Source organism: Seongchinamella unica, from assembly GCF_004354085.1.
Taxonomy (GTDB): domain Bacteria; phylum Pseudomonadota; class Gammaproteobacteria; order Pseudomonadales; family Halieaceae; genus Halioglobus; species Halioglobus unicus.
Map to the genome: position 1 here is coordinate 735,724 of NZ_SMSE01000001.1, position 23,230 is coordinate 758,953.

General features: G+C 61.3%; 16 protein-coding genes. 6 read left to right on the forward strand and 10 right to left on the reverse strand.

The annotated features are described in order from the left end of the window. The 4 genes from E2F43_RS03190 to E2F43_RS03205 form a co-directional block, all read right to left on the reverse strand. Positions 1 to 4,191: retention module-containing protein (locus tag E2F43_RS03190; RefSeq protein ID WP_133209470.1), on the reverse strand; the 4,191-nt coding region annotated here is incomplete at its 3' end. Between the two features lie 610 nt (positions 4,192 to 4,801). After that, a complete protein-coding gene (locus E2F43_RS03195) occupies positions 4,802 to 5,431 on the reverse strand; it encodes a response regulator transcription factor (protein ID WP_133209472.1) in 630 nt (209 codons plus the stop codon). After that, positions 5,431 to 6,840 (reverse strand): HlyD family type I secretion periplasmic adaptor subunit, encoded by a 1,410-nt coding sequence (locus E2F43_RS03200; protein WP_133209474.1) that lies wholly within the window; start codon positions 6,838 to 6,840, stop codon positions 5,431 to 5,433. Before E2F43_RS03200 ends, E2F43_RS03195 begins: the two co-directional genes overlap by 1 nt. Then, positions 6,837 to 8,960 (reverse strand): type I secretion system permease/ATPase, encoded by a 2,124-nt coding sequence (locus tag E2F43_RS03205; RefSeq protein ID WP_133209476.1) that lies wholly within the window; start codon positions 8,958 to 8,960, stop codon positions 6,837 to 6,839. The genes E2F43_RS03200 and E2F43_RS03205 overlap by 4 nt, the downstream gene beginning before the upstream one ends. A 353-nt stretch (positions 8,961 to 9,313) precedes the next feature. Here E2F43_RS03205 and E2F43_RS03210 point away from each other — a divergent pair, with 353 nt between their 5' ends. The 3 genes from E2F43_RS03210 to E2F43_RS03220 all read left to right on the forward strand — a co-directional run bounded on the left by E2F43_RS03210 (position 9,314) and on the right by E2F43_RS03220 (position 11,968). Continuing rightward, positions 9,314 to 10,501: a flavin-dependent monooxygenase gene (locus E2F43_RS03210; RefSeq protein WP_133209478.1), complete on the forward strand. Its 1,188-nt coding sequence runs from the start codon at positions 9,314 to 9,316 to the stop codon at positions 10,499 to 10,501. A gap of 12 nt (positions 10,502 to 10,513) precedes the next feature. Further along, entirely contained in the window at positions 10,514 to 11,620 is a 1,107-nt protein-coding gene (locus E2F43_RS03215) for a 3-ketosteroid-9-alpha-monooxygenase, oxygenase component (RefSeq protein WP_133209480.1), read from the forward strand. Between the two features lie 123 nt (positions 11,621 to 11,743). Next, positions 11,744 to 11,968: a hypothetical protein gene (locus tag E2F43_RS03220; protein WP_133209482.1), complete on the forward strand. Its 225-nt coding sequence runs from the start codon at positions 11,744 to 11,746 to the stop codon at positions 11,966 to 11,968. 1 nt (position 11,969) lies between these two features. Here E2F43_RS03220 and E2F43_RS03225 read toward each other — a convergent pair whose 3' ends face one another. The 3 genes from E2F43_RS03225 to E2F43_RS03235 all read right to left on the reverse strand — a co-directional run bounded on the left by E2F43_RS03225 (position 11,970) and on the right by E2F43_RS03235 (position 16,221). Then, positions 11,970 to 13,004, reverse strand: a complete 1,035-nt coding sequence (locus E2F43_RS03225) for a COX15/CtaA family protein (RefSeq protein WP_133209484.1) — start codon at positions 13,002 to 13,004, stop codon at positions 11,970 to 11,972. Continuing rightward, on the reverse strand, positions 13,004 to 14,188 hold the full coding sequence (locus E2F43_RS03230) for an acetyl-CoA C-acyltransferase family protein (RefSeq protein ID WP_133209486.1): 1,185 nt from the start codon (positions 14,186 to 14,188) through the stop codon (positions 13,004 to 13,006). Before E2F43_RS03230 ends, E2F43_RS03225 begins: the two co-directional genes overlap by 1 nt. A gap of 83 nt (positions 14,189 to 14,271) precedes the next feature. Beyond that, positions 14,272 to 16,221 carry an acetoacetate--CoA ligase gene (locus E2F43_RS03235; protein WP_133209488.1) on the reverse strand — a complete coding sequence of 650 codons (1,950 nt, stop codon included), beginning with the start codon at positions 16,219 to 16,221 and terminating at the stop codon, positions 14,272 to 14,274. 89 nt (positions 16,222 to 16,310) lie between these two features. Here E2F43_RS03235 and E2F43_RS03240 point away from each other — a divergent pair, with 89 nt between their 5' ends. Both E2F43_RS03240 and E2F43_RS03245 read left to right on the forward strand, forming a co-directional pair. Then, positions 16,311 to 17,207 (forward strand): LysR family transcriptional regulator, encoded by an 897-nt coding sequence (locus E2F43_RS03240; RefSeq protein ID WP_133209490.1) that lies wholly within the window; start codon positions 16,311 to 16,313, stop codon positions 17,205 to 17,207. 59 nt (positions 17,208 to 17,266) lie between these two features. Further along, positions 17,267 to 19,144 (forward strand): ATP-binding cassette domain-containing protein, encoded by a 1,878-nt coding sequence (locus tag E2F43_RS03245; protein ID WP_133209492.1) that lies wholly within the window; start codon positions 17,267 to 17,269, stop codon positions 19,142 to 19,144. Between the two features lie 2 nt (positions 19,145 to 19,146). Here E2F43_RS03245 and E2F43_RS03250 read toward each other — a convergent pair whose 3' ends face one another. The 3 genes from E2F43_RS03250 to pepD form a co-directional block, all read right to left on the reverse strand. Beyond that, the gene (locus tag E2F43_RS03250) at positions 19,147 to 19,890 is read right to left on the reverse strand and encodes a glutamine amidotransferase (RefSeq protein ID WP_133209494.1); all 744 of its coding nucleotides are present in this window, start codon (positions 19,888 to 19,890) and stop codon (positions 19,147 to 19,149) included. 337 nt (positions 19,891 to 20,227) lie between these two features. Beyond that, positions 20,228 to 21,415: an amino acid aminotransferase gene (locus E2F43_RS03255; RefSeq protein ID WP_133209496.1), complete on the reverse strand. Its 1,188-nt coding sequence runs from the start codon at positions 21,413 to 21,415 to the stop codon at positions 20,228 to 20,230. Between the two features lie 15 nt (positions 21,416 to 21,430). Continuing rightward, positions 21,431 to 22,873 (reverse strand): beta-Ala-His dipeptidase, encoded by a 1,443-nt coding sequence (gene pepD, locus E2F43_RS03260; RefSeq protein ID WP_133209498.1) that lies wholly within the window; start codon positions 22,871 to 22,873, stop codon positions 21,431 to 21,433. Between the two features lie 145 nt (positions 22,874 to 23,018). On the opposite strand from pepD, the gene E2F43_RS03265 reads away from it, so the two are divergent. Continuing rightward, positions 23,019 to 23,204: a hypothetical protein gene (locus E2F43_RS03265; protein WP_133209500.1), complete on the forward strand. Its 186-nt coding sequence runs from the start codon at positions 23,019 to 23,021 to the stop codon at positions 23,202 to 23,204. Positions 23,205 to 23,230 lie beyond the last annotated feature (26 nt).

Consider the following 23,230-nt stretch of genomic DNA (forward strand, 5'->3'; position numbering starts at 1 on the left):
CGAACTGCCGTCGTTGTCCTCAACCACCACGTTCACCGTGAACGGGATGGTATCCGTCTCAACATCGTCTGCCGCATCCACCGCGTGATGCAGCAACGGCTGCAACAGCGCCAGCGTGTACGTCGCACCGGTATTGGTCACGTTGCTCAGCGTAATGGTGAACACCTGGTCATTGGCATTCGTCGGATCACCGCCCGACTTGTAACCCACCAGCTGCCCACCCGCGCCGTTCGCCACAAAGGTGGTCACCACCTCGGTGCCATCCAGCGTGCTCAGGCCCGTCGCACCAGTGGACAGCGTCACACTGTCAACCGGGGTGTCAGCAATGTCGTAGGTGATCGCACCCACCAGTGACTGGGGATCATCCCCCGGACCAGCCGGGTTACCACCCGCTCCGCTGATGTCGTCCTCGTCAGCCACCAGGTTCGTATCCGCACTGGCCGTAAAGCCGCGGTCCGTCAGCGACACCTTGAAGGTCGCTGTATCCTGGTCGCCATCCGCATCCGTAATAATGTAGGTGAACGTCTCTTCCAGGGTCTGGCCATCCGCAACGTTGGCATTCGAGGTGTACACCAGGTTGCCGCCACCATCGATGGTCACCGTACCGCCCAGGCTGCCAACGCCACTGTTGGCGATAGTGACACTGCCGGCACCGTCTGCACCGTAGCCCTCACCCACACTGCTCAACAACTCAGCAACCGTACCGATCGTCACATTGGTCGCAGACTCAAGCAGCCCGGTACCTCCGGCCAGCAGGCCGTCATCAATCGCCACCGGCGTATCGTCGTCAACCATCACCGTGAAGCTGGTGTTCGCCGTACTGCCGTCGTTGTCCTCAACCACCACGTTCACCGTGAACGGGATGGTATCCGTCTCAACATCGTCTGCCGCATCCACCGCGTGATGCAGCAACGGCTGCAACAGCGCCAGCGTGTACGTCGCACCGGTATTGGTCACGTTGCTCAGCGTAATGGTGAACACCTGGTCATTGGCATTCGTCGGATCACCGCCCGACTTGTAACCCACCAGCTGCCCACCCGCGCCGTTCGCCACAAAGGTGGTCACCACCTCGGTGCCATCCAGCGTGCTCAGGCCCGTCGCACCAGTGGACAGCGTCACACTGTCAACCGGGGTGTCAGCAATGTCGTAGGTGATCGCACCCACCAGTGACTGGGGATCATCCCCCGGACCAGCCGGGTTACCACCCGCTCCGCTGATGTCGTCCTCGTCAGCCACCAGGTTCGTATCCGCACTGGCCGTAAAGCCGCGATCGGTCAGGTCAACCGTAAACGTCGCTGTCGTCTGGTCCCCGTCACCATCAGTGATGGTGTAAACAAAGGTCTCTGTGTCGGTATCACCATCGGCCACGTTGTGCGCCGAGGTGTACTCCAGATTATTACCGTTGATCACCACCGTGCCGCCCAGGCTGCCCTGGGCGATCGTAATGCTGTTGCTCGCAGCAGCACCGTCCGCACCGTAGGAATCATCGCCCAGCAGGTCATTCAGGGTGCCGATCACCGCACCGCTGGCGTCCTCGCTCAGCGTCGCCAGCAGGCCATCGTTGGTCGCAACTGGACCATCATCACTAAAGTTAAAGGCAAAGACCCCTTCCTCGCTGGCACCGTTGGACAGGTCACCGGTCAATGCGACGGTTTCGCTATCGTTGTCGCCTTCGGAATCGAATACGGTCTGGGTCAATTGGATCGCGTAAAATACTGAGCCTCCCTCCTCACCATCACCTTCGCCGGTGAGCGAAACAATCTCGTCGTGATTGTCCGGCGCGTCCGGGTGCTCGATTGAACCGGCATCGGTCTGCGTTAAGGTTACCAAACCACTGTCCAGGTCAACTTCAATGGTGAAGTACACGGCACCACCGGCGCGACCTTCGATCACACCGGCATTGTTGTGCAGCATAATCTGTTCGCCAGCGCCTGGGCCGGAGGCGGCAAATACACCGGACTCGACACCCACGCTACCGTCTGCGGGCAGGTCGGCGCCACCACTGGACAGGGTCAGGGCGTACCCGACGCTGCCGGCGCCATCTGCGCCGAATACCACGTCGTCATCAACCGTGGCGGTGGAGCCATTGGTGTCGTTCCTGAAGAAAGCGCTGAAATCAGCGCTGGACTGCCGATCGGCATCGGTATCTTCAGGATTGTCCTGCTGTCCGCTGGTTTCATCCACAATGAGTGTCGGGATGTCGCCCTCAAAGGCCTCGCTGTTGGCAATGGCCTCTCCCAGTGCGCTCAGCTGTGAATCGGGTACGTCATCGACAATCGATACGGTCTGGATCGCCGAGGCGGTATCGCCCTGCACATCACCGACCACAATCTGGACCCCAATCACCACGGTGTCCAGAGCAGCCACGTCGGCCGGTTCGCCACTGGTAGTTACTATATTTTCCAGCGTACCGGTCAGCGTAGCCGTATAGTTGACGGTGTATTCGCCGGAGGCATTTGGGCCAGACAACCCCGTGAAGGAAATTTCGATCGGCCCGATATTGACCACGGCACCGGTGAGTGCACCGCCATCGGCGATGGTGACCGGCGAACCGACAACCAACTCTCCCGCCACAATCGCACCCGGCTGGATGGTGATGAAGTCCAGGCCATCTTGCGCGGTCAGGGTGAACGAACCGTCTCTGGACAGGTTGTCGTTCTTGTCAGACGGCGACAGTGTGGAGCGTCCTGTCGGCAGGAATTGCTCGTCCCCCTCTGCTGAACCTCCCTGCACAGCGACTTCGCCAGGGGGAGGCGGCGGATCGTCGTTGTCGATGATGGTCACCTCACCCTGGGAATCAGCAATCACCGCATTACTGGCATTGCTCAGGTTGATGAACATATTCTCGGTGGGTTCCTCCGCCGCATCGTCCAGGGTAACCACAGTGACGTTCAGCGCAGTCTGGCCGGGCTGGAATGTCAGCGTCCCGGAGGTGCCCAGGTAATCGCCGTCGACTACCAGCGCGGTACCGTCGGCGCTGACAAAGTCCACGGTTACGGCCTCTTCCACCGCACGGGAGAGGGAGACGGTTACCGAGGCGGTTTCGCCTTCGACAACAATGTCGTCACCGATTGAAATCGTGGGCTCCTGATAAACATCAATAATTTCCACGATGCCATCGCCGTCACCGATCACAGCATTGACCGCGTTGTTCAGCGTTACATTGAAAAACTCGGTGGGTTCGCGCAGGTTGTCTTCGTTGGTGACGAACGTCACCACCACCGAAGTGGAGCCTGCCGGGATAGTCACCATGCCTGACTTTGCGTCGTAGTCGCCGCCCAGAACGCTGGCCACGGCAGTGCCATCCGAAGTGATAAAGTCAACCTGGACGTCCTCGCTCCAGGTCTTGTCGAGGGAAATGGTGACCTCTGCCGTGTTGCCTTCGACAACGACATCGTCGCCGATATTGATCACCGGCAGTACGGGCGGCGGGGGCGCCGGTTCGGCAAGCACCGTGATGGTAACGACCGCTGTGTCACCCTGGGTGCCATTCGGGTTAATTGCGGTGTAGGTAAAGGTGTCAACGCCGCTGAAACCTTCGTTGGGGGTATAGGTCACGGTATCGTCATCATTCAGTACCGCCACGCCGTTCTCCGGCTGGGTAATGGAGACAACGTCCTCACCTTCAACAAAAATATCGTTGGTTTCGATCTGGACAGTAACCGGCACACCTTCGTCGGTGGTGGCAGAGTCGTCGATGGCGTCCACTGGCACAAAGTTGTCATCAAGGATGGCTTCTTCTTCGGCGGCCTGGGTGCCGACAATACCGCTGAACTCGTCGGTCTCTTCCACAATCCGGCCCAGGCGGATAAAGCTGTGGCCATCCCCGCCAGGTCCGCTGGCGGTACCGGGGCCGGCGGCGGTCGCGTCCAGCACGTTGCTCAGGTCTTCGCCGCTTTCCAACGCGGCCAGCACCTGCTCAACCGTCTCGTCCTGTACGGCGCTCTCGTCGGCGCCGGGGGCAGTGTCGGCCACCAGGTCGGGGGTCAGGGTCACTTCGGGCATATCGGCAACCACCAGCGGGCTGCCATCAGACAGGGAAAGCTCTACCGTCGCCCCATCCGGGGTGACAATCGTCTCGCCTTCCATCAGGACATCACCAGGGCGAATTTCGCGTAATTCGCCGTCCGCATTCCTTGCATAAGCTTTGCCGGTCACTGCTACTACAGTCGCAATCGCTACAGGTTCCATCTTTTTCTCCTTGGCGGGCCGTCAGGCCACAGTCAAATCTGACACTTGTTGGACTTTGGATCACCGATACTACGCCCCCTTCCGGGGATGCACATTGTACTTTTGGACAGGTAGGCGGACGGGTGTTCGGGATTGTGATGGGGGTCACATTTGGGAGGGTCAGGAATAGAGCGAGGGCAATTATTCGCCTTTCCCACGTCTCCCGTCATACCTGCGATTTACTCCGTCATACCCGCCTTTATGGCGACATCTCCGCGATTTGCGCCGTCATTCCCGCGAAAGCGGGAATCCAGTGGTTGTTGTGGTAGAACGCCGAAGTAAGTGCCGCGAACGACATGTTGATTGATTATGCACGGGACAGTAATCGCCAGTGTATGGCTACCTGGATTCCCGCTTTCGCGGGAATGACGGGGGAGCGCGGGAATGACGGGGGAGCGCGGGAATGACGGGGGAGCGCGGGAATGACGGGGGAGCCGCGGGAATGACGGGGGAGCCGCGGGAATGACGGGGGACTCGCGAAAACAGCAGATAGATCCCGGCATGCGCCGGGATGACGACAGTGTGGCAAAAAAAAAGGGCAATATGTGGTGAAGGACTGAGGGAAGATCGCTCAGTTGACGGTGCTGTAGGTGGGGATATTGTTCATTGCCAGGGCCAGCTGCACCCGGTCGCGGACGCCCAGCTTTTCGAAAATGGCGGACAGGTGGGCCTTCACCGTGCGCTCGGTGATATCCAGGGCCGCAGCGATTTCACGATTGCTGGCGCCGTGGGCCACTTGCTCGGCCACCATCAGCTCCCGGGAGGTCAATTCGTTCAACTCGGGCTCTACCGGCGCCTCGGTGGGGACCACCCGGGTGGAAAGCGCAATAAAGCGCTGCATCAGTTCGGGGGGCATCCAGAAGCCACCGTGTTCGACCACCAGGGCGATTTCTCGCAATTGCTCCGGTGCGGCCTTGACGTGGCAATAACCCACCGCACCCTGGTTGAGTAGCTGGAAGGCCTCGGATTCTCCGGGGGTCGCCGCCATGACGACCACGGGCCAGCCAAAGGCCGCTGCCGCCTGCACCTCGGCTGAGCGTTCGGCCGGTGGCAGGGAGGCAATATCCAGCCAGACAATGCCCCGCGGCCCGGAGGTCGCCTCACCAATCTCGGCAACCGCCACAGCGGCACGGGCGCCGGGGAACGCCTGTTTCCAGCGCTCCCGCAACCTGCCGGCCGGGGTGATAAACAAGTGCTCCATCAGCGTTCCGTCATCGCGTATTGCTTGGCTCGCAACACCGGCTTCATCAGGTAGGCGAGAATGGTCTTCTTGCCGGTGAGGATATCCACTTCCACCGTCATGCCGGGAATAATCGGCTTGTCCTCGGCGAGGCCGGACTCATAGGTGCGCACCAGTACCTCGTAGAATGGATTGCCCTCTTCATCCATGACGGTATCCGCCCCTATGTGTTCAACCACGCCGTCCAGGCCGCCGTACACCACGAAGTCGTAGGCGGTAAATTTCACCAGTGCTTTCTGCCCCGGTACCAGGAAGGCAATGTCCTTGGGCCTGATGCGCACCTCCAGCAGCAAGGTATCGTCCGCCGGCACCACCTCGATAATTTCCTTGCCCGCCAGCACCACTCCGCCGATGGTATGGTAGTAAAGCTGCTTGACGGTCCCGTTGACGGGAGAGCGCACCGCAGTCTGCTTGACCCGGTCGGAAAGCCCCAGGCCCGCCTCGCGCAGCGCATTCATGCGGGTAATGGTATCCGCCATTTCCTCGCGGACCTCGTTGACGAACTCGAGCTCAACCGTGGCGACCTTGCGCTGGGCTTCCTTGATGGCCGATTCAATGCGGCTGATTTGCGCCGCAGCCTGCTTGCGCTCACCACTGAGCTGGTTCACTTCCCGCTCCAGGCGCAATATCTCCACTTCAGAAACGGCGCCCGATGCCACCATGGGCCTCGTCAAATACAATTCCTGCTCTGTCAGCTCCAATGATCGCGCGGCCTGCCGCTCCCGCGCGGTGACCTCGATCAGCTCCTGGCGACGCTGCAGCAACTGTTCTTCAGCGATCTGTTGCTGCAGGGCCAGTTCCGCCTGGCTGGACTCGAACAGCGCCAGCTCCTGACTGACAATGCCCGGTACCGCCTCAACCAGGGAGGGTTCCGGATTGAACTCGGCCTTGTCGATAACCGCCTGCAGGCGGGCGAGCTTTACCGCCAGGGCCTGGAACTCCGCCCGGTTTTCCCTGAAGGAGGACTGGGAACGGGTCTGGTCCAGCTTTACCAGTAACTGGCCCTGCTTAACCTCGTCACCTTCGCGCACCAGTATCTCGGTGACCACGCCGCCATCCTGGGACTGGATCACCTGCACCTGGCGTGAGGGAATCACCTTGCCCTGGCCGCGGGTGACTTCATCGATCTCCGCCAGTGCCGCCCAGATCACCAGGCCGATGACTATCGCCGCCACCATATACAGCAATGCCCGGGCGCGCAGCGGCTGCTGCTCCACAAACGCCCGGTGCACGTCCTGCTGCCAGTCGTAGGGCGCGGTATTGACGTCCTTCATCCAGGGCGAGAACAAGCGGTCGATCAGGCGGCGACCGGGGCCACGCTTCACCGGGGCCTCATCGGGCATCGCGTCGGGTTTCTGTTGTTCGCTCATTGGGCTTTACCTATCTTGCCCTGCTGCAGAGCCTGGATCACGCTGTCACGCGGGCCGTCGGCCACCAGCCTGCCATTGTCGATAACGATGATCCGGTCCACCATTTCCAGCAGCGAGTTGCGGTGGGTGACCACCAGCCAGGTGCGGCCCTTGACGAACTCCTGCAGCTGTTTTTTCACCGCGATCTCGGTGGAATGGTCCATGGAGCCGGTGGGTTCGTCCATCAACAGGATGGGCGGCTCGTTAATCACCCCCCGGGCCAGGGCCACCGACTTGCGCTGGCCACCGGAAAGAGACTCTCCCCGCTCGCCCACCATCATGTCAAAGCCCTGCGGGTGGCGGTTGACGAAATCCGCCAGGTTGGCGATCTCCACCGCCCGCACCAGCGCAGCGTCCGATACCTGTGGATCGGACAGGGTCAGGTTATCCCGCAGACTGCCATAGAACAGGGTGACATCCTGGGGCACATAACCCACCCGGGAGCGCAGCTCGGTGGGGTCCAGCTGGCGCAGGTCGATGCCGTCGATCATGATCGCCCCGTCGGTGGGCTGGTAAAGTCCCATGGCCAGCTTTTCCAGGGTTGACTTGCCGGACCCGACCCGGCCCAGTATCGCCACATGCTCACCCGGCCTGATCTTGAAGGAGACCCCGCTGAGGGATTCCATCTCCGCCCCGGGATAGGCGAAGGACACATTCTTGAATTCAATGTCGCCGTTGAACATTTCCCGCGACAGGAACTGGGCGCCATCGGGACGTTCCACCGGCTTTGCCATCACTTCATCCAGCGACTTCAGCGCGATCTCGGCGTTGTGATACTGGGTAATCAGGCCCGCCAGCTGGCCAAAGGGCGCCATGATGCGACCGGACAGCATCGTACAGGCGATCAGCCCACCCATGCTCAACTCGCCGGCGGTAATCAGGTAGACACCGGTGACAATGACAAACATGGTCACCATTTGCTGCGACCACTGGGTGACATTGATCGCGGAACTGGACAGCAGCCGCAGCTGCACCCCCACATGGGCGAGGAAGGCGGTGGTGTCCTCCCAGCGGCGCTGCATGCGGGATTCCGCCCCCATGGCCTTGATCGTTTCCAGCCCGACCAGCGACTCGATCAGGGTGGAGTTGCGCATGGCGCCGGCGCGGTAGGTGGTTTCGGCCAGTTCTTTCAGCTTGCCCTGCACCGACAGCGCAAAGCCGAGCACCACCAGCAGGCCTATCCCCAGCGGAATCAGGATCGGCCAGGCGATCCAGGCGATGACCGCGATGAAGATCAGGGCGAAAGGAATGTCGATAATGGTGGTCACCGAGGCGGAGGTGATGAAATCCCGCACCGTTTCAAAGGAACGCAGGTTGACCGCGTAGGACCCCACCGACTGGGGCCGGTGTTCCAGCCGAATGCCCAGCACCCGCTCCATAATCAGCGCGGAAAGCTTGATATCCACCCGGCGGCTGGCGAGGTCCAGGAAATAACCGCGCATGCTGCGCAGGCTGATATCCGCGATGAGTACGATAATCACCCCCGCCGCCAGCATCCACAGGGTCTCTACCGCGTAGTTGGGCACTACCCGGTCGTAGACGTTCATGGTGAACAGCGGCAACGCCAGGGCAAACACGTTGATGAAAAATGCCGCCAGCAGCACATCCCGGTAGATGGGCATGTTGGCGCGCATGGCGTCCCAGAACCAGTGGCCGCGATCGGAGGTGCCGGTACGGGGGGCGCGCTGGTCGAAGCGGAAGCGCGGGCGGCAAACAATGACGGTGTCAATGGCGCGGGCGAGCAACTCCTCTGCCGGCACCTCGACCACCGCCTCGTTGAGCTGCGGGTAGACCACCCGGGCGGTCTCGCCCTCGTTGTCCCAGCCCATCAGCAGGCAGGCGCGCTCATCTTCCAGCAGCAGCACCGCGGGCAGCAGCGCCGGTTCGATCTCGCGGGGATTGCGGTACACGATCCGGCTGGTCAGGCCCACGCGGCTCGCGGCCCGCTCAAACAGGGACGGTGTCAGTTGGCCGCTGTCCACGGGCAGGCCGCCCATCACCGCCTCTGCCGTGGAGGCATTGCCGTGATAGCGGCACAGTGCCAGCAGGCACTGCAGCAGAGGATCTTCGGTGCGGGTCATCCCTTGGTTCCACTCCAATGACGTCGTCAGCGTGCCCTACCGCTCATCCTGCGGTTTCAGGCAACATTTACTAAGCTGCTGAATACAAACAATTATTTGGCCAGAGAGCATAAGGCAGAAGCCGTCCATTTACTACGCGGGGAGTGCGGCCCAGGTCACAATTCTGGACATATATGCTGTTTTTACCCGGTTTGGCACAAGCCCCTTCACGGTACAGGTAAAAATACCGGCATTTCTTCTCATATTGACCCAGATCAAGCCCCCACCGGCTTTAGCCAAAATGAGGTATGTGGGCCAGTTATCCTGTCTCCATAGTGACTGCCATCAACGACAGTTACCACGAGGAAGACGCCATGAACGCCCCGCAAATCACCCAGGCCGAACAGCTCTACCAGACCGCTCGCGACCTGGTGCCCACCCTGCGCGAGCGCAGCGCAGAAACGGCCGCCCTCGGCCACCTGCCCCAGGCCACCGTGGACGCCATGCAGCAGGCCGGCTTTTTCCGGATCATGCAGCCGGCACGCTACGGCGGCTTCGAGATGGACCCGGAGGTGTTCTTCCGGGTGCAGATGATTCTCGCGGAAGGCTGCATGTCGACTGCCTGGGTGCTGGGCGTGGTCGCCATCCACAACTGGCAGCTGGCCCTGTTCGATGACCAGGCGCAGCAGGAGGTCTGGGGGGAGGATGACTCCACCCTGATTTCCTCCTCCTATATGCCGGTGGGCAAGGTCACCCCTGTGGCGGGCGGTTACCGACTGTCGGGGCACTGGGGATTTTCTTCCGGCTCCAAACACTGTGACTGGGCCTTCCTCGGCGCCATGGTTCCGCCGGCCAAACCGGGGGACGCCCCCGACTACCGCACTTTCCTCGTTCCCCGGAGCGACTACCAGATCGTCGAGAACTGGAATGTGTCCGGCCTGGAGGGCACCGGCAGCCACGACATTACCGTGGAAGACGCCTTTGTGCCCGAGCATCGCACCCACCGTTCTATCCACGGTTTCGAGTGCAACAGCCCGGGCAATGCGGTCAACGATCACTACATCTTCCGGCTGCCCTTCGGGCAGATTTTCGTCCGCGCTGTGTCCTCCTCCAGCATCGGCTGCCTGAAGGGGGTGATCGACAGCTACGTGCAGGTCAACAGGGACCGGGTTGGTCTCAACGACGGCAACAAGATTGCCACCGACCCGGATGCGCAAATGGCCCTGGCCGAATGCATTGCCGCGGTGGACGAGTGCCAGACCATCATGTTCCGCAATTTCGACAAGATGGTCGATGCCGCCCGCTCGGGCAGCCCACTGGCCATCGAGGAGCGCATCAAGATGCGTTTTGACGCCGCGCTGGTGTCTCGCAAATGCACCGAGGCGATCAACCTGATGTTTAACGCCTGCGGCGCCCAGGGCATTTTCCGTGACCACCCCCTCAACCGCGCCTGGCTGGATATTAACGCCGGCCGCCAGCACGTGGCCAACAACCCCTTCAAGTTCGGCCGCAATGTGGGCGGGGTGATGATGGGCGCCGAAAATACCGACTTTTTCCTCTAGGGAGATCCCGCAATGACTGCAGCACAACAAGCGACGACAGAGAAACCCGAACCCTACGTGATCAGGACTGACGAGCGTGAGGAGCGCTATGCTCGCGGCTGGTATGTTATCGGCCACGCCAACAGCGTCGGCCATACCCCGCGGGCGCTGAACGTTTTCGGCACCAGGCTGGTGGCCTACCGGGGCAAGGAGGACGGTGAGGTGCACATCCTCGACGCCTACTGCCCGCATATGGGGGGGGACCTGTGCGGTGGCGAGGTCAGGGACAACTCGGTGTTGTGCCCTTTCCACCTGTGGAGCTGGGGCGCCGACGGTGTCTGTGACGACATCCCCTACGCCAGGAAAATTCCCGACAAGGCGGTGATCAAGTCCTGGCCGGTGCTGGAGAAAAACGGACTGGTGTTCGTCTGGCAGGACCCGGAGGGTAATCCCCCGATTGCGGAACAGGAGCCCGCCACCCTGGACGACTGGTATGCCGAAGACTGGACCGACTGGGAGATGGAGGCCATCCCCATCCAGTCGCTGGGCCGGGAACTGGTGGACAACATGGCGGACATGGCCCACTTCGGCCCCATCCACTATTCCTCGGTCAAATCGTTCAGGAACACCATGGAAGGCCACAAGTTCGTCCAGTACATGGTCGGCGGGCACGAAATCCTGACCGAGGGAGACGAGGGACTGATCACCTCCGTGGCCACCTATGAGGGGCCGGCCTACATGACCACGACCATGACCGGGCTGATGGACGGTCACCCGATGAAGGTCCACCTGCTGGTCAGCCATATCCCCACCGACATGAGCGAATTCGTGATCAATTTCGGGGTGATGATGAGAAAGGATCCCGGCCTCTCCGAGACCCAGAACAAGGCCATGGTCGAGGAATACATGGAGAAGAATATCGAGTCCTTCCACCAGGACGTGGCGGTGTGGAACAACAAGTGCATCATCGACAACCCCTTGCTGTGCGATGGCGATGGCCCGATCAACCTGGTCCGCAAGTGGTACAGCCAGTTCATGACCAACGTGAACGACATCCAGCCGAACCAGGTCAAGGCGCGGGAGCACGTCACCATGGAGGGCCCGAGTGTGGCGGAAGCGCTGGCAAAAATGGGTTTTTGAGCGGATGGTGCCCCAAAATGTGAGCTGTTTCACATTCCGGGGCAAATGTGACTGCCATGGCAGCCTGTGTGGTCCAGACTATACTGACATCAGGGCCAGAACAGGAAACACCGAGGTTGCATCATGTCAGAACGAGCACAATTTGAAGTCAGGGATGTTGGCACCGGTTCGGGCAGCGCGGGCACAGACGGTCAGAAGAAGTACATGGGTGTGGAGCGCCGCCGCGGACATCGTCGAACCGGCCTCGATCGTCGCACCGATGTGCGCTTTGAGCCGGGTAAGGACGACCGTCGCAAAAACCACGGCCGCCGCCACGACGACGAGGACGGTTACCGCTTCCTCTCCTAGTCTAACTCGCCTGTTTGACCAGGTAGTGGCTGCTAAACAGAGTGGCGGACAACAACAGCACCGCCCCGGCCTGGTGAGCCGCCGCCAACCACACCGGCACATGCAGCAGCAGTGTGCCGATTCCCAACACCACCTGTAGCCACAACGCCGCCAGCAACAGGACCATGGCCAGTTTACCGCGACTGCCCAGGCCATTCCGCCAGCTCAGCCAGACGAACAGGTGCACCAGCACAAACAGCAGGTAGGCAAACATCCGGTGATTGAACTGCACCGTGGTGATGTCCTCAAACATCGCCAGCCAGGCCGGCTCCATGGCGTACAGCCCCGCGGGAATGAAACTGGTGCCCATCAACGGCCAGGTGCTGTAGGCAAAACCGGCGCGGGTTCCGGCCACCAGGCCACCGCTCAGGATCATCAGGTAGATCAAACCCACCAGCACCCGGGAGAAACCCGCCCTGGGGTGCTTACCCGGCTTGCCCGGGAACAGCAGATCAAAGGCCACCCACAACATGTAGGCGTAAATGGCCACGGCGAGCCCCAGGTGGGCGGTGAGCCGGTACTGGCTCACCCGCGGGTTATCCACAAGCCCGCTCTTGACCATGTACCAGCCGAGCAGACCCTGCAATCCGCCTAGCGCAAACAGGATCCACAGTTTCGGCATCATGCCGGCCCGCACCCTGCCCTTGACGGCGAAGAACACCATGGGCACAAAGAACAGGACACCGATCACCCGCCCCAGTACCCGGTGCAGGTATTCGTACATGAAAATGGACTTGAAGCCGTCCAGGTCCATGCCGCGGTTGACCTTGTGGTACTCGGGGTACTGCTTGTACTTGTCAAAGGTCTCCTGCCAGGCCTCCTCACCAATGGGCGGTATCACCCCCATGAGGGGCTTCCACTCCACCATGGACAGGCCGGAGCCGGTGAGCCGGGTTACCCCGCCGAGCGTGATCATGCCGAAGATGACCGCCGCGCACAGCAGCAGCCAGCCGGCAACCTGGCGGTCGTAGCGGGATTGTTGCTGCTGGTTGAGCATCAAAGCCGTTCAAACAGCGCCGCAATACCCTGGCCGCCGCCAATACACATGGTGGACACCGCGTAGCGACCGCCGGTACGCTCCAGCTCATACAGCGCCTTGATCGTAATCAGCGCGCCGGTGGCACCTATCGGATGCCCCAGGGAGATACCAGAACCATTGGGGTTCACTTTCGCCGGGGCCAGGCCCAGCTCTTTCACCACCGACAGCGCCTGCGCGGCAAAGGCCTCGTTGCACTCCCAGACATCCACGTCGTCCTGGGCCACGCCGGTTTTCTCCAGCAGCTGGCGGACGGCGGGAGCCGGACCGATACCCATGATTGAGGGGTCAACACCCGCCAGGGAGTAGCCCACCAGGCGGGCCATGGGCTTGAGGCCACGCGCCTCGGCGGCGCTTTTCTCCATCATCACCAGGGCAGCGGCGGCGTCGTTAATGCCCGAGGCGTTTGCCGCGGTCACGGTGCCGTCTTTCTTGAAGGCCGGACGCAGGCTCGCCATACTTTCGGCGGTGGCATCCATGCGTACGTGCTCGTCCTGGTCGAACACGGTGACGCCTTTACGGGTCTTGATCTCGATGGGCAGGATCTGCTCCTTGAAGTAGCCGCCCTCGATAGCGCGCTGGGCCCGGCGGTGGCTCTCGGCGGCCAACTCATCCTGTTCCTCACGGCTGACATCGTACTTCTCAGCCAGGTTCTCAGCAGTAATGCCCATGTGAGTATCCCCCATGGGGCAGGTCAGGGCGCCCATCATCGGATCCTCCATGGTGCCGTCACCCATGCGGGCGCCAAAGCGGGCCTGGGGCAACCAGTAAGGCACCCGGGTCATGGATTCTGCGCCACCGGCAACCACCGCATCACAGTCACCGAGCAACACCATCTGGGCGGCGGAAATCACGGCCTGCAAGCCGGAGCCGCACAGGCGGTTCACGGTCAGGGCGGGAGTCTCGATCGGCAGTCCACCCTTGAGCGCGGCCACCCGGCCCATGTACATATCGCGGCGATCGCTGTGGGTGACGGAGCCGATGACGCAATGGCCAATGTCCTCACCCTGCAGGCCCGAGCGCCTGACGGCCTCTGCAACCACCTGGCCGGCCAGCTCAGTGGGGGGAACATCTTTCAAACTGCCGCCAAAATCGGCGATTGCGGTACGAACACCGCTTAAAACTACTACTTCGCGATCACTCATCGGGATTCTCCGGGCTTTCGATCAAATCAATACAAATTTGCGGGCGCAACTTTACCAGAACGCCCGCGGGAAAACAGGTCTGTTCAGGCCTGTAACTCGGGCAGATCCCGGTACAGTTCCAGGGCCTCCGGGTTGGCCAGGGCATCGGTGTTTTTCACCGGACGGTTGTGGACCACGTTGCGCACCGCCAGCTCGACAATCTTGCCGCTGATGGTGCGGGGAATATCGCTCACCTGGACAATCACCGCAGGCACATGGCGCGGGGTGGTATTTTCGCGGATCGACTGGCGAATCCTGGCCCTGAGTTCGTCATCCAGAGTGATGCCTTCACGCAACACCACGAACAGGATCACGCGCACATCGTCCTGCCACTGCTGGCCGATAACAATGCTCTCCACCACCTCTTCCACCCGCTCGACCTGGCGGTAGATTTCCGCAGTGCCAATGCGCACGCCACCGGGATTGAGCACCGCGTCGGAACGCCCGTGGATAATGAAACCACCGTGTTCGGTTATTTCACCGTAGTCTCCGTGGGCCCAGATATTGGGATAGCTTTCGAAATAGGCGCCGCGGTATTTGCTGCCGTCGGGGTCGTTCCAGAAGCCGATCGGGGCACAGGGGAACGGCCTGGTACACACCAGCTCTCCCTTCTCCTGGTACACGGGCTGGCCCTCGTCATTCCAGATTTCCACTGCCATACCCAGCCCGGCAGCCTGGATTTCTCCCACATAGACCGGCAGGGTCGGCGCGCCGCAGACGAAGCAGGACAGGATATCGGTGCCGCCCGAGATGCTGGCCAGGCAGACATCCGTTTTGAAATCACGATACACGTACTCGAAACTCTCGTGGGACAAGGGCGAGCCGGTAGAGAGAATCGTCTTCACGCTGGCGAGATCATGGCTCTGCGCCGGCTTGTGCCCGGATTTCTCAAGGGCGGCGATGAACTTGGCGCTGGTGCCAAAAACGCTGATTTTCTCGCGGTCTATCGCATCGAGTAACAGCTTGCCGTCATCGGCAAAGGGAGACCCGTCGTAAAGCACCAGGGTGACCTCGCTCGCCAGTCCGGTGACCAGCCAGTTCCACATCATCCAGCCACAGGTAGTGAAATAAAACAGCACATCCTCTGGCGTCATGTCCACGTGCAGGCGGTGTTCCTTGAGGTGCTGCAGCAGCGTCCCTCCGGCACCATGAACAATGCACTTGGGCACCCCGGTGGTTCCCGAGGAGTACATGATGTACAGCGGATGATCGAACGGAAGGCGCTCAAACTCGACCTCCTCCGCGTCGGGGTCGAGGAAGTCAGGGAACAGGACAGCGTCGTCGATCGCGCTGATATCAGGAGATTGCGACAGCACCGGTACCACCACGACTTTTTCAATGCTGTCGATTTGCGCGCGGATGGCCGCCAACCGCTCCAGGGAATCGCAGGCCTTGCCGTTGTAATAATAACCATCAGCGGCAAACAGCACACGCGGCTCAATCTGGCCGAAGCGGTCCATCACGCCATTGATGCCGAAGTCAGGCGAACAGGACGACCAGACCGCCCCGATGCTGGAGGCGGCCAGCATCGCGATCACCGTCTCCTCGATATTGGGCATGAAACCGGCCACCCGGTCGCCCGGCTTCAGATCCAGCCTGCGCATGGTGGCGGCCAGCTGGGCCACCCGCCGATAGAGCTGCTGGTAGCTCAGCTCGGAACGCTCGCCATTTTCCAGCAATGAAACCAGCGCGGGTCGTTCATCGCGGCAGCGCAGCAGGTTCTCGGCAAAATTCAACCGGGTCCGGGGAAACCAGCGAGCTCCCGGGAACTTATCGCCATCCACCAGCTCCGGCTTAAGGTCCCCTTCGCCAATGACCTCGGCAAAATCCCAGATCGCCCGCCAGAACGCCTCCGGCTGGTCTATCGACCAACGGTGGAGATGCTCATAGGTCGATCCCACCTCGTGGCCACCGGCCTGCAGGTAGTGCCGGAACCGGGTGATCTGGGCCGCATCGATGCGTTGCTGGCTGGGGCGCCACAGGGGCTTGTTCATATCGTCTCCTCCTTCGCTGGTTGCGCAATATGCGTCATTGCCATATATTCATCAAATAGTATATTTCAATTAATTATTCGTTTTTGTATATGAATATTACCCTTCGCCAACTGCGGGCCTTCGCCACCCTCGCCCGCAGCCAGTCCTTCGCCGAGGCGTCGGAGCTGCTGCACCTGTCCCAGTCGGCGCTGAGTGTGGCCATCAAGAAAATGGAACAGGAGGTGGGTGGCAGCCTGTTTTCCCGCTCTACCCGCTCCCTGGAATTGAGCCCCGAGGGGCGTAACTTCCTGCCCACGGCCCGTCGGCTGCTGGCGGACTGGGATGAGGCCTTTGACGACCTGGGCCGCAGTTTCAGCCTGCAACAGGGCAAAATCAGCGTGGCGGTCATGCCCTCCTTTGCCATGAACCAGTTCCCGGAGGCGCTCGCCTCGTTCCAGCAGGAATACCCGGAACTGAACATCGGGGTGGAAGACGTGGTTATGGAGGATACGATCGAGGCGGTCCGCAGCGGCCATGTGGACCTGGGTATCACTTTCGAGCCGGAGCAGCTCGACGGGGTCGACTTCACTCCCCTGTTTGAGGATCACTGGATCGCCCTGGTCCACCCCGATTCTCCGCTGGCAGGTGAACCGCAGCTGAGCTGGCAACAACTGGTACAGCAGCCCTTTATCGCCATGAACCGGGGGTCCTGGTCCCGGGCGACCACAGAAGCGGCAATGGCCACGGCAGGCGTCAGTCCGGGCCAGCTGCTGGAGGCCCAGCAACTGGCGACCATCGGCCGCATGGTGTCGGTGGGACTGGGGGTGGCCGTGGTTCCCCAGCTGTGCCGCCAGCAAATGGAGGCGATGGCTATTGTGTGCAAGCCCCTCGATGGACCGGCCATTGCACGGCGGGTGGGAATATTCACCCGCAAGCGCCACGGCCTGTCACGGCCGGCCCATGCGCTTTTCCAGCACCTGCAGGATCATTTTGGCTCGGGGCTGTAGCGGCAGGCGCATCTGGCGTAGAATTCGCCTCCCTTTGAACCCACGCCCGCGATCTACCCATGCCATTGCTTAAACTCGACAAGGCCAGCCTTCACTACGGAACCCAGATCCTGCTGGACGAGGTGGAGCTGAGCATTACCCGCGGTGACAAGCTGGGCCTGCTGGGCCGCAACGGCGCCGGCAAGACCACCCTGTTGAAAATACTGGCGGGGGAGCAGGCCCTGGACAGCGGCGAGCGCTGGATACGCCCCGGCACCAAACTGGCGCGGCTGCAGCAAACCCTGCCCCAGGCCGATGAACTCTCGGTCTACGATGTGGTGGCCGGAGGCCTCGAGGAAGCGGGTGAGCTGTTGGCCCAGTATCATCACCTGATCCAGGCTGACGACATGGACGCCCTGGCCAGGGTGCAGCACAAGCTGGAAGCGGTGGACGGCTGGAACCTGCAACAAAAGGTCGAGACCACCCTCAGCCAGCTGCAACTGCCTGCCGACGCCAGCATGCAGGAACTATCCGGTGGCTGGCGACGGCGGGTGGCCCTGGCGCGCGCCCTGGTCAGCGAACCCGATATCCTGCTGTTGGACGAGCCCACCAATCACCTGGACATCCCCGCAATTGCCTGGCTGGAAGAGCAACTGCGCAATTATCGCGGCAGCCTGATCCTTATCACCCACGACCGACGCTTCCTGCAAAACGTGGTCAACTGCATTGCCGAACTGGACCGCGGCCACCTGAGCCTGTGGCGCGGTGATTACCGGGGCTTCCTGCGCCACCGCGAGCAGGAGTTGGCGGCAGAGGAAAGGGCCAATGAGCTCTTCGACAAAAAGCTGGCCCAGGAAGAAGTCTGGATTCGCCAGGGCATCAAGGCCCGTCGTACCCGCAATGAGGGCCGGGTCCGTGCGCTCAAGGCAATGCGCGATGCACGCAGCCAGCGGCGCGAACGCCAGGGCAAGGCTGATTTCAATGTGGAAGAGGCGTCCCGTTCAGGCAAGATCGTGGCCGAGCTGCAAGGTGTCAACCACGCCTTTGATGACAAGGTGATCCTGCGCAATTTCAGTACCATCATCCAGCGTGGCGATCGTATTGGCATTGTCGGTCCCAACGGCGCCGGCAAATCCACCCTGGTAAAAATACTGCTGGGCGAACTGACGCCCGATGCCGGCTCGGTCAAGCTGGGCAGCAAACTCGAGATCGCCTACTCGGACCAGCTCCGGGACCACCTGGACCCGGAAAAAAACCTGATCGACAACGTGTGCGGCGGCCAGGACTTTATTGAAATCAATGGCAAGCGCCGTCACGCCATCTCCTACCTCGGTGACTTCCTGTTCAGCCCCGAACGGGTGAGGACCCCGGTCAAGGCCCTCTCCGGCGGCGAGCAGAACCGCGCCATACTGGCCCGCCTGTTCAGTAAACCCGCTAACATGCTGGTGCTGGACGAACCCACCAACGACCTCGACATCGAGACCCTGGAACTGCTGGAAGAGATTCTGCTGAATTTCGAAGGCACCGTACTGCTGGTCTCCCACGACCGCGAGTTCATGGACAACGTGGTGACCAGCCTGCTGGTGCTCAAGGGCAATGGGGAGGTCGAGGAACAGGCGGGTGGCTACAGTGACTGGGAAGCCCGCGGCGGCCGACTGGAGGAAGCTGCGGCTGATGGGCCAAAGGCGGCGGCACTGCCGGCAGAAATGACGGAGACAGCCAGCAAGCCCACGGAGCGAAAACGCAAGCTGTCCTACAAGGAGCAGCGGGAACTCGACGCCCTGCCCGAGCGGATAGAGTCACTGGAATCACAGCAGGCGGCACTGGAGGAGAAAATGGCCGACCCGGAGTTTTACCAGCAGGAGCACACGGTGGTGCAAGAGGTGCTGGCGGAGGCCACCAGGATCGAGGAAGCGCTGGAACTGGCCCTGGAGCGGTGGACAGAGCTGGAGGGATAAGGCTAGCTGCAATAGTGGGCGACGAATCGCCTGAGTATTTCCCGGGAGTGAGGTGTGGAGCTTCTGCGGACCTCGCGCTTGAGGCTTTCGGCTTCCACCGGATCGAAGTAACCGTGATTTTTATAGGCATTGATGCGCAGGACAAACTCGTCGGCATCGGCTTCAGGATGGAATTGCGTGGCATAAATATTGTCTTTCACCCGGAACATCTGGACCGGACAGACGTCACCGGTCACTAGCAGGACGGCGCCCTCCGGCGTCGTATCACAGGCCTCCTTGTGACCCAGCAACGCGTCGATTCGCGGCGGCAAGCCGTGCAGCAGTTTGTCCTCCCTGCCGGCTGCCGTGATAGTCAGTGAAACGCAGCCGACGGGCTCGCCATACCGTTGGGAGATGGTTGCACCCAGGTGGTTTCCCAGCAGGCCGTTGCCCGAGCAGGCGCCGAGAAACGGAAAATCGCGCTCTACCACCTGTTGCAGGAGGCGGGTAAAACCGGCCTCTACCTTTTTCTGTTGTGGGGATTTGCCCTGTTCCGGCGTGCTGATGTCGAACGGGCTGCCGCCAACGATAATCGCGCTGTAGTCATCGAGATTCAGGAAAGCAGGGATACCGGTCTGTTCGATCCGCAGTCGGTGGGTGTGCGCAGCCTGCAACCCACCATACTTCAGGAAGCAGTCAAACTCGCTGTCGGCAATATCCCTTTCGGGACGCAGCTGGAGAATCAGTACGGGGCGGGGATGGGTCATGACACTATCTTGAGGGGAATGTGTCGACATTATAGTCTCGAGACTATTCAGGCATCACGATCTGCTGTGAATATCGAGCAAGCTGACAAGCAATCGGTGCGAGGCCCACTTACACCTCAACAGGGACACCCAGAGCGCAAGAGAGGATGCCCGGGGGCAGGCGAGGATCCAGGTGCAAATTACAATTTCGTCGCTAAAATTTGTTTGTTTATCCGGACAAGACGCTGGATCCCGGGACACCGGACCGCCGCCTGCGCGGGGATGACGGGTAGGGGCACGGGCCAATAGCTATCGCCTGAAGGCTGAGAACAACGAACAACGGACAGGCGGGTATCAGTTACAACACCTTGGCCACCGCGCTCGCCAGGTAATCAATATTGCGCGCATTCACCCCCGCCACGTTAATGCGAGACGAATTCAGCATGTAAACCGAGTGCTCTTCCCGCAGGCGGATCGCCTGCTCGGCGCTCAGTCCGAGGAAAGAAAACATTCCCTTCTCTTTTTCGATAAAGGCGAAGTCGCGGCCGCTGGCCGCTTCCAGTTTTTCCCGCAGGGACGTTCGCAGGCCGTTGATCCGGCCACACATGTCCACCAGTTCGCTGCGCCAGCTTTCTCCCAGGGCGGCATCTCCGAGGATACGCCCGGCGATGAGCGCACCGTGAGCCGGCGGCATGGAATACACCCTGCGGGCGGCAACCAGTGCCTGGCTTACCAGGGCTTCGGCGTTGTCCCGGGTCCTGCCGATAAAAATGGTGGCGCCGGTGCGCTCGCGGTACAGCCCCATGTTCTTGGAGCAGGAGGCGGCGACGATCATTTCCGGTAAACGCGCGGCGAGCAGGCGCAGGCCGGCAGCGTCCTGTTCCAGGCCGTCACCCAGGCCCTGGTAGGCGATATCCACAAAAGGCATGAACCCCTGGGCCTCGGCCATTTCGGCGATCACCTGCCACTGGGCCAGCGACAGGTCGGCGCCGCAGGGGTTGTGGCAACAACCGTGGAGCAGCACCACGTCACCCGACCGGGCCTGACGGAGATCTTCCACCATACCGTCAAAGTTGACCCCGTGACTGGCCGGCTCATAGTATCGGTAGGTTTCGAAGCTCAGGCCGACACTGCCCAGCAATGGCAGGTGCACAGGCCAGGTGGGATCGCTGACCCACACCCGCGCGCCCGGGGAGGCGGCGTGAATAATCTCGGCGCCAATGCGCAGGCCGCCACAGCCACCCGGAGCCTGGACACTGCTGACCCGGCCGTCCACCAGCGCCGGATGGTCGGCACTGAGCACCAGCTCCTGCATGCCCGTATTGAATCCGGCCACGCCCTCCGGCGGGAGGTAGGCCTTGCTGACTTCCTCGGCGGCCAGCGCGGCCTGTGCCTCGGTCACCGCCCTGAAGACCGGGCAAACGCCCTCTTCATTCATGTAAATGCCGAGCGTCAGGTCAACCTTGTCCGGGTTGTCATCGGCGCGGGCGGCGGCGGCAAGACCCAGAATGGGGTCTGCGGGCAGGCGCTCAAGTTGTTCCAGCATCATTTTGTCCTCTGTTTATAGTTCAGCCAGCAGTTGTTTCAGAAACTGCCAAAAAGGTTCGACGGTGTCGATTCGCAGGCGCTCGCTGGGTGAATGTGCGCCGCGGATGGTGGGACCGAAAGACAGTATGTCCACATCGGGCTTCTTGCTCTTGAGAATACCGCACTCCAGGCCCGCGTGGATGGCCTTGATGGCCGGTCGTTCGCCAAACATCCGCTGGTGCAGTTCACAACCTTGCTCCAGCAGGGGACTGCTGAAATCCGGCTGCCAGCCCGGGTAGCCCACGTCGACTTCAACCTCCAGGTCAAAGGCGCGGGCCAGCGCCAGCACCGAGTTCTGCAGGGGTAGCGACTGGTCCGGATTGAAAAAACGATAGCTGGACTCAATGAAAAGCTCGCCCTGCTGCAGGCGCACAACCGCCAGGTTAATACTCAGGTCCACCAGGTCCGCCGGCTGCTCGAGGCTGTAGGCCTGGGCACCGTGGGGAAAAAGTGAAATGAGATCAAGCAGGCGCAGGGAATCCACCGGGTCCAGGGCGGCGGCCAGTTGCGCCGGACAGAGCGCCAGCTCCACACCGTGGTCTGCTGGCGGCAGGTAGGCCAGCCACTGCTGGCGCACCTTGTCCAGGTGTTCGCGAATCCGCGCCTCGGAGCCCGGCTCACAGCAGAAGCTGACCGTGCCCTCCCGGGGGATCACATTGTGGGCGATACCCACCTCGATGCTGGCCAGGCGCAGGCCGGGCACCCCGCGCAGCGCCTCGGCAAGCAATTTGCCGGCGTTGGCCAGTTGCTCATGTATCTGCACGCCGGAGTGGCCGCCTGCCAGCCCGCGCAGGGTAAGCTGCCAACACTCGGCCGTGGCCGCAACCGCTTCCTGGGAAAAACTGCGGGCAAAATGCCAGCCGGCACCACCGGCGCAGCCGATGTAGAGTTCGTTCCAGTCCTCGGTGTCCAGGTTGAGCATCAGGGTGCCGCTGAGCAGGGATGGGTCAAAATTCAAGGCCCCGCCCAGGCCGGTTTCCTCATCCACGGTGAACAACAACTCCAGCGCGGGGTGACTGACCTCCGGGTCGGTCATTACTGCGATGGCGGCGGCACAACCGAGCCCGTTATCAGCGCCGAGAGTAGTGCGGTCAGCGCTCAACCAGCCATCCTCCACCTGCAGCGAAAGCGGATCGGTTTCAAAATCGTGCTCGCGGTCCGCGGTTTTCACGGTCACCATATCCAGGTGGTTCTGGATGATGACAGTGGGGCTGTCCTCCCTGCCGGGGCTCGCTGGTATATAAATCACCAGGTTGCCCGCCTCATCCAGCGCGTGCTGATGCCCTGCCTTTTCCGCCAGGTCGATCACGTACTGACGCACCGCAGCTTCCTGCCTGGAGGGGCGGGGTATCTGGGTGAAGCGGTAGAAGTGCTCCCACAGGTGGGCGGGTTGCCGGGGGTAGTTTGCGGGCATCATGGAGTTGCTGGTCCTGGTCTGCGAAGGCCGGGCATTATAGCCTCACAGGTCATTTTTCACACAATTTTGCGGCATTTTTTACGCCCAATCGCCTATCGGCCGTCCTAGACTGAAAGTGTGGAAGTCTGTTTACAGGCAAGAGAAAATGAAAAGGATGGATGAAGGCAAGGTAAGCCTGGTGGAGTTTCTCTCCAGCATCAAGTTTGCCCGCCACAGTTCACAGGACTCTGACGCAGCTACCGGCAACCGCTTCGCCCGCTTCGATCAGCGCGTACCGGTTCCCCGCCAGTTTGGCGCCGAGGATTCCTTCCTGGTTCGCAGCGCGAATTAAGCGGTAGAACCCGTTATTTGCGGGGA

Excerpts from the sequence above, each read along its gene's own strand:
- E2F43_RS03225 (WP_133209484.1), bottom strand. The coding sequence starts at position 13,004 with ATGCTCAACCAGCAGCAACAATCCCGCTACGACCGCCAGGTTGCCGGC.
- E2F43_RS03200 (WP_133209474.1), bottom strand. The coding sequence starts at position 6,840 with ATGAGCGAACAACAGAAACCCGACGCGATGCCCGATGAGGCCCCGGTG.
- E2F43_RS03215 (WP_133209480.1), top strand. The coding sequence starts at position 10,514 with ATGACTGCAGCACAACAAGCGACGACAGAGAAACCCGAACCCTACGTG.
- E2F43_RS03235 (WP_133209488.1), bottom strand. The coding sequence starts at position 16,221 with ATGAACAAGCCCCTGTGGCGCCCCAGCCAGCAACGCATCGATGCGGCC.
- pepD (WP_133209498.1), bottom strand. The coding sequence starts at position 22,873 with ATGATGCCCGCAAACTACCCCCGGCAACCCGCCCACCTGTGGGAGCAC.
- E2F43_RS03220 (WP_133209482.1), top strand. The coding sequence starts at position 11,744 with ATGTCAGAACGAGCACAATTTGAAGTCAGGGATGTTGGCACCGGTTCG.
- E2F43_RS03255 (WP_133209496.1), bottom strand. The coding sequence starts at position 21,415 with ATGCTGGAACAACTTGAGCGCCTGCCCGCAGACCCCATTCTGGGTCTT.
- E2F43_RS03265 (WP_133209500.1), top strand. The coding sequence starts at position 23,019 with ATGAAAAGGATGGATGAAGGCAAGGTAAGCCTGGTGGAGTTTCTCTCC.
- E2F43_RS03245 (WP_133209492.1), top strand. The coding sequence starts at position 17,267 with ATGCCATTGCTTAAACTCGACAAGGCCAGCCTTCACTACGGAACCCAG.
- E2F43_RS03250 (WP_133209494.1), bottom strand. The coding sequence starts at position 19,890 with ATGACCCATCCCCGCCCCGTACTGATTCTCCAGCTGCGTCCCGAAAGG.
- E2F43_RS03195 (WP_133209472.1), bottom strand. The coding sequence starts at position 5,431 with ATGGAGCACTTGTTTATCACCCCGGCCGGCAGGTTGCGGGAGCGCTGG.
- E2F43_RS03240 (WP_133209490.1), top strand. The coding sequence starts at position 16,311 with ATGAATATTACCCTTCGCCAACTGCGGGCCTTCGCCACCCTCGCCCGC.
- E2F43_RS03230 (WP_133209486.1), bottom strand. The coding sequence starts at position 14,188 with ATGAGTGATCGCGAAGTAGTAGTTTTAAGCGGTGTTCGTACCGCAATC.
- E2F43_RS03205 (WP_133209476.1), bottom strand. The coding sequence starts at position 8,960 with ATGACCCGCACCGAAGATCCTCTGCTGCAGTGCCTGCTGGCACTGTGC.
- E2F43_RS03210 (WP_133209478.1), top strand. The coding sequence starts at position 9,314 with ATGAACGCCCCGCAAATCACCCAGGCCGAACAGCTCTACCAGACCGCT.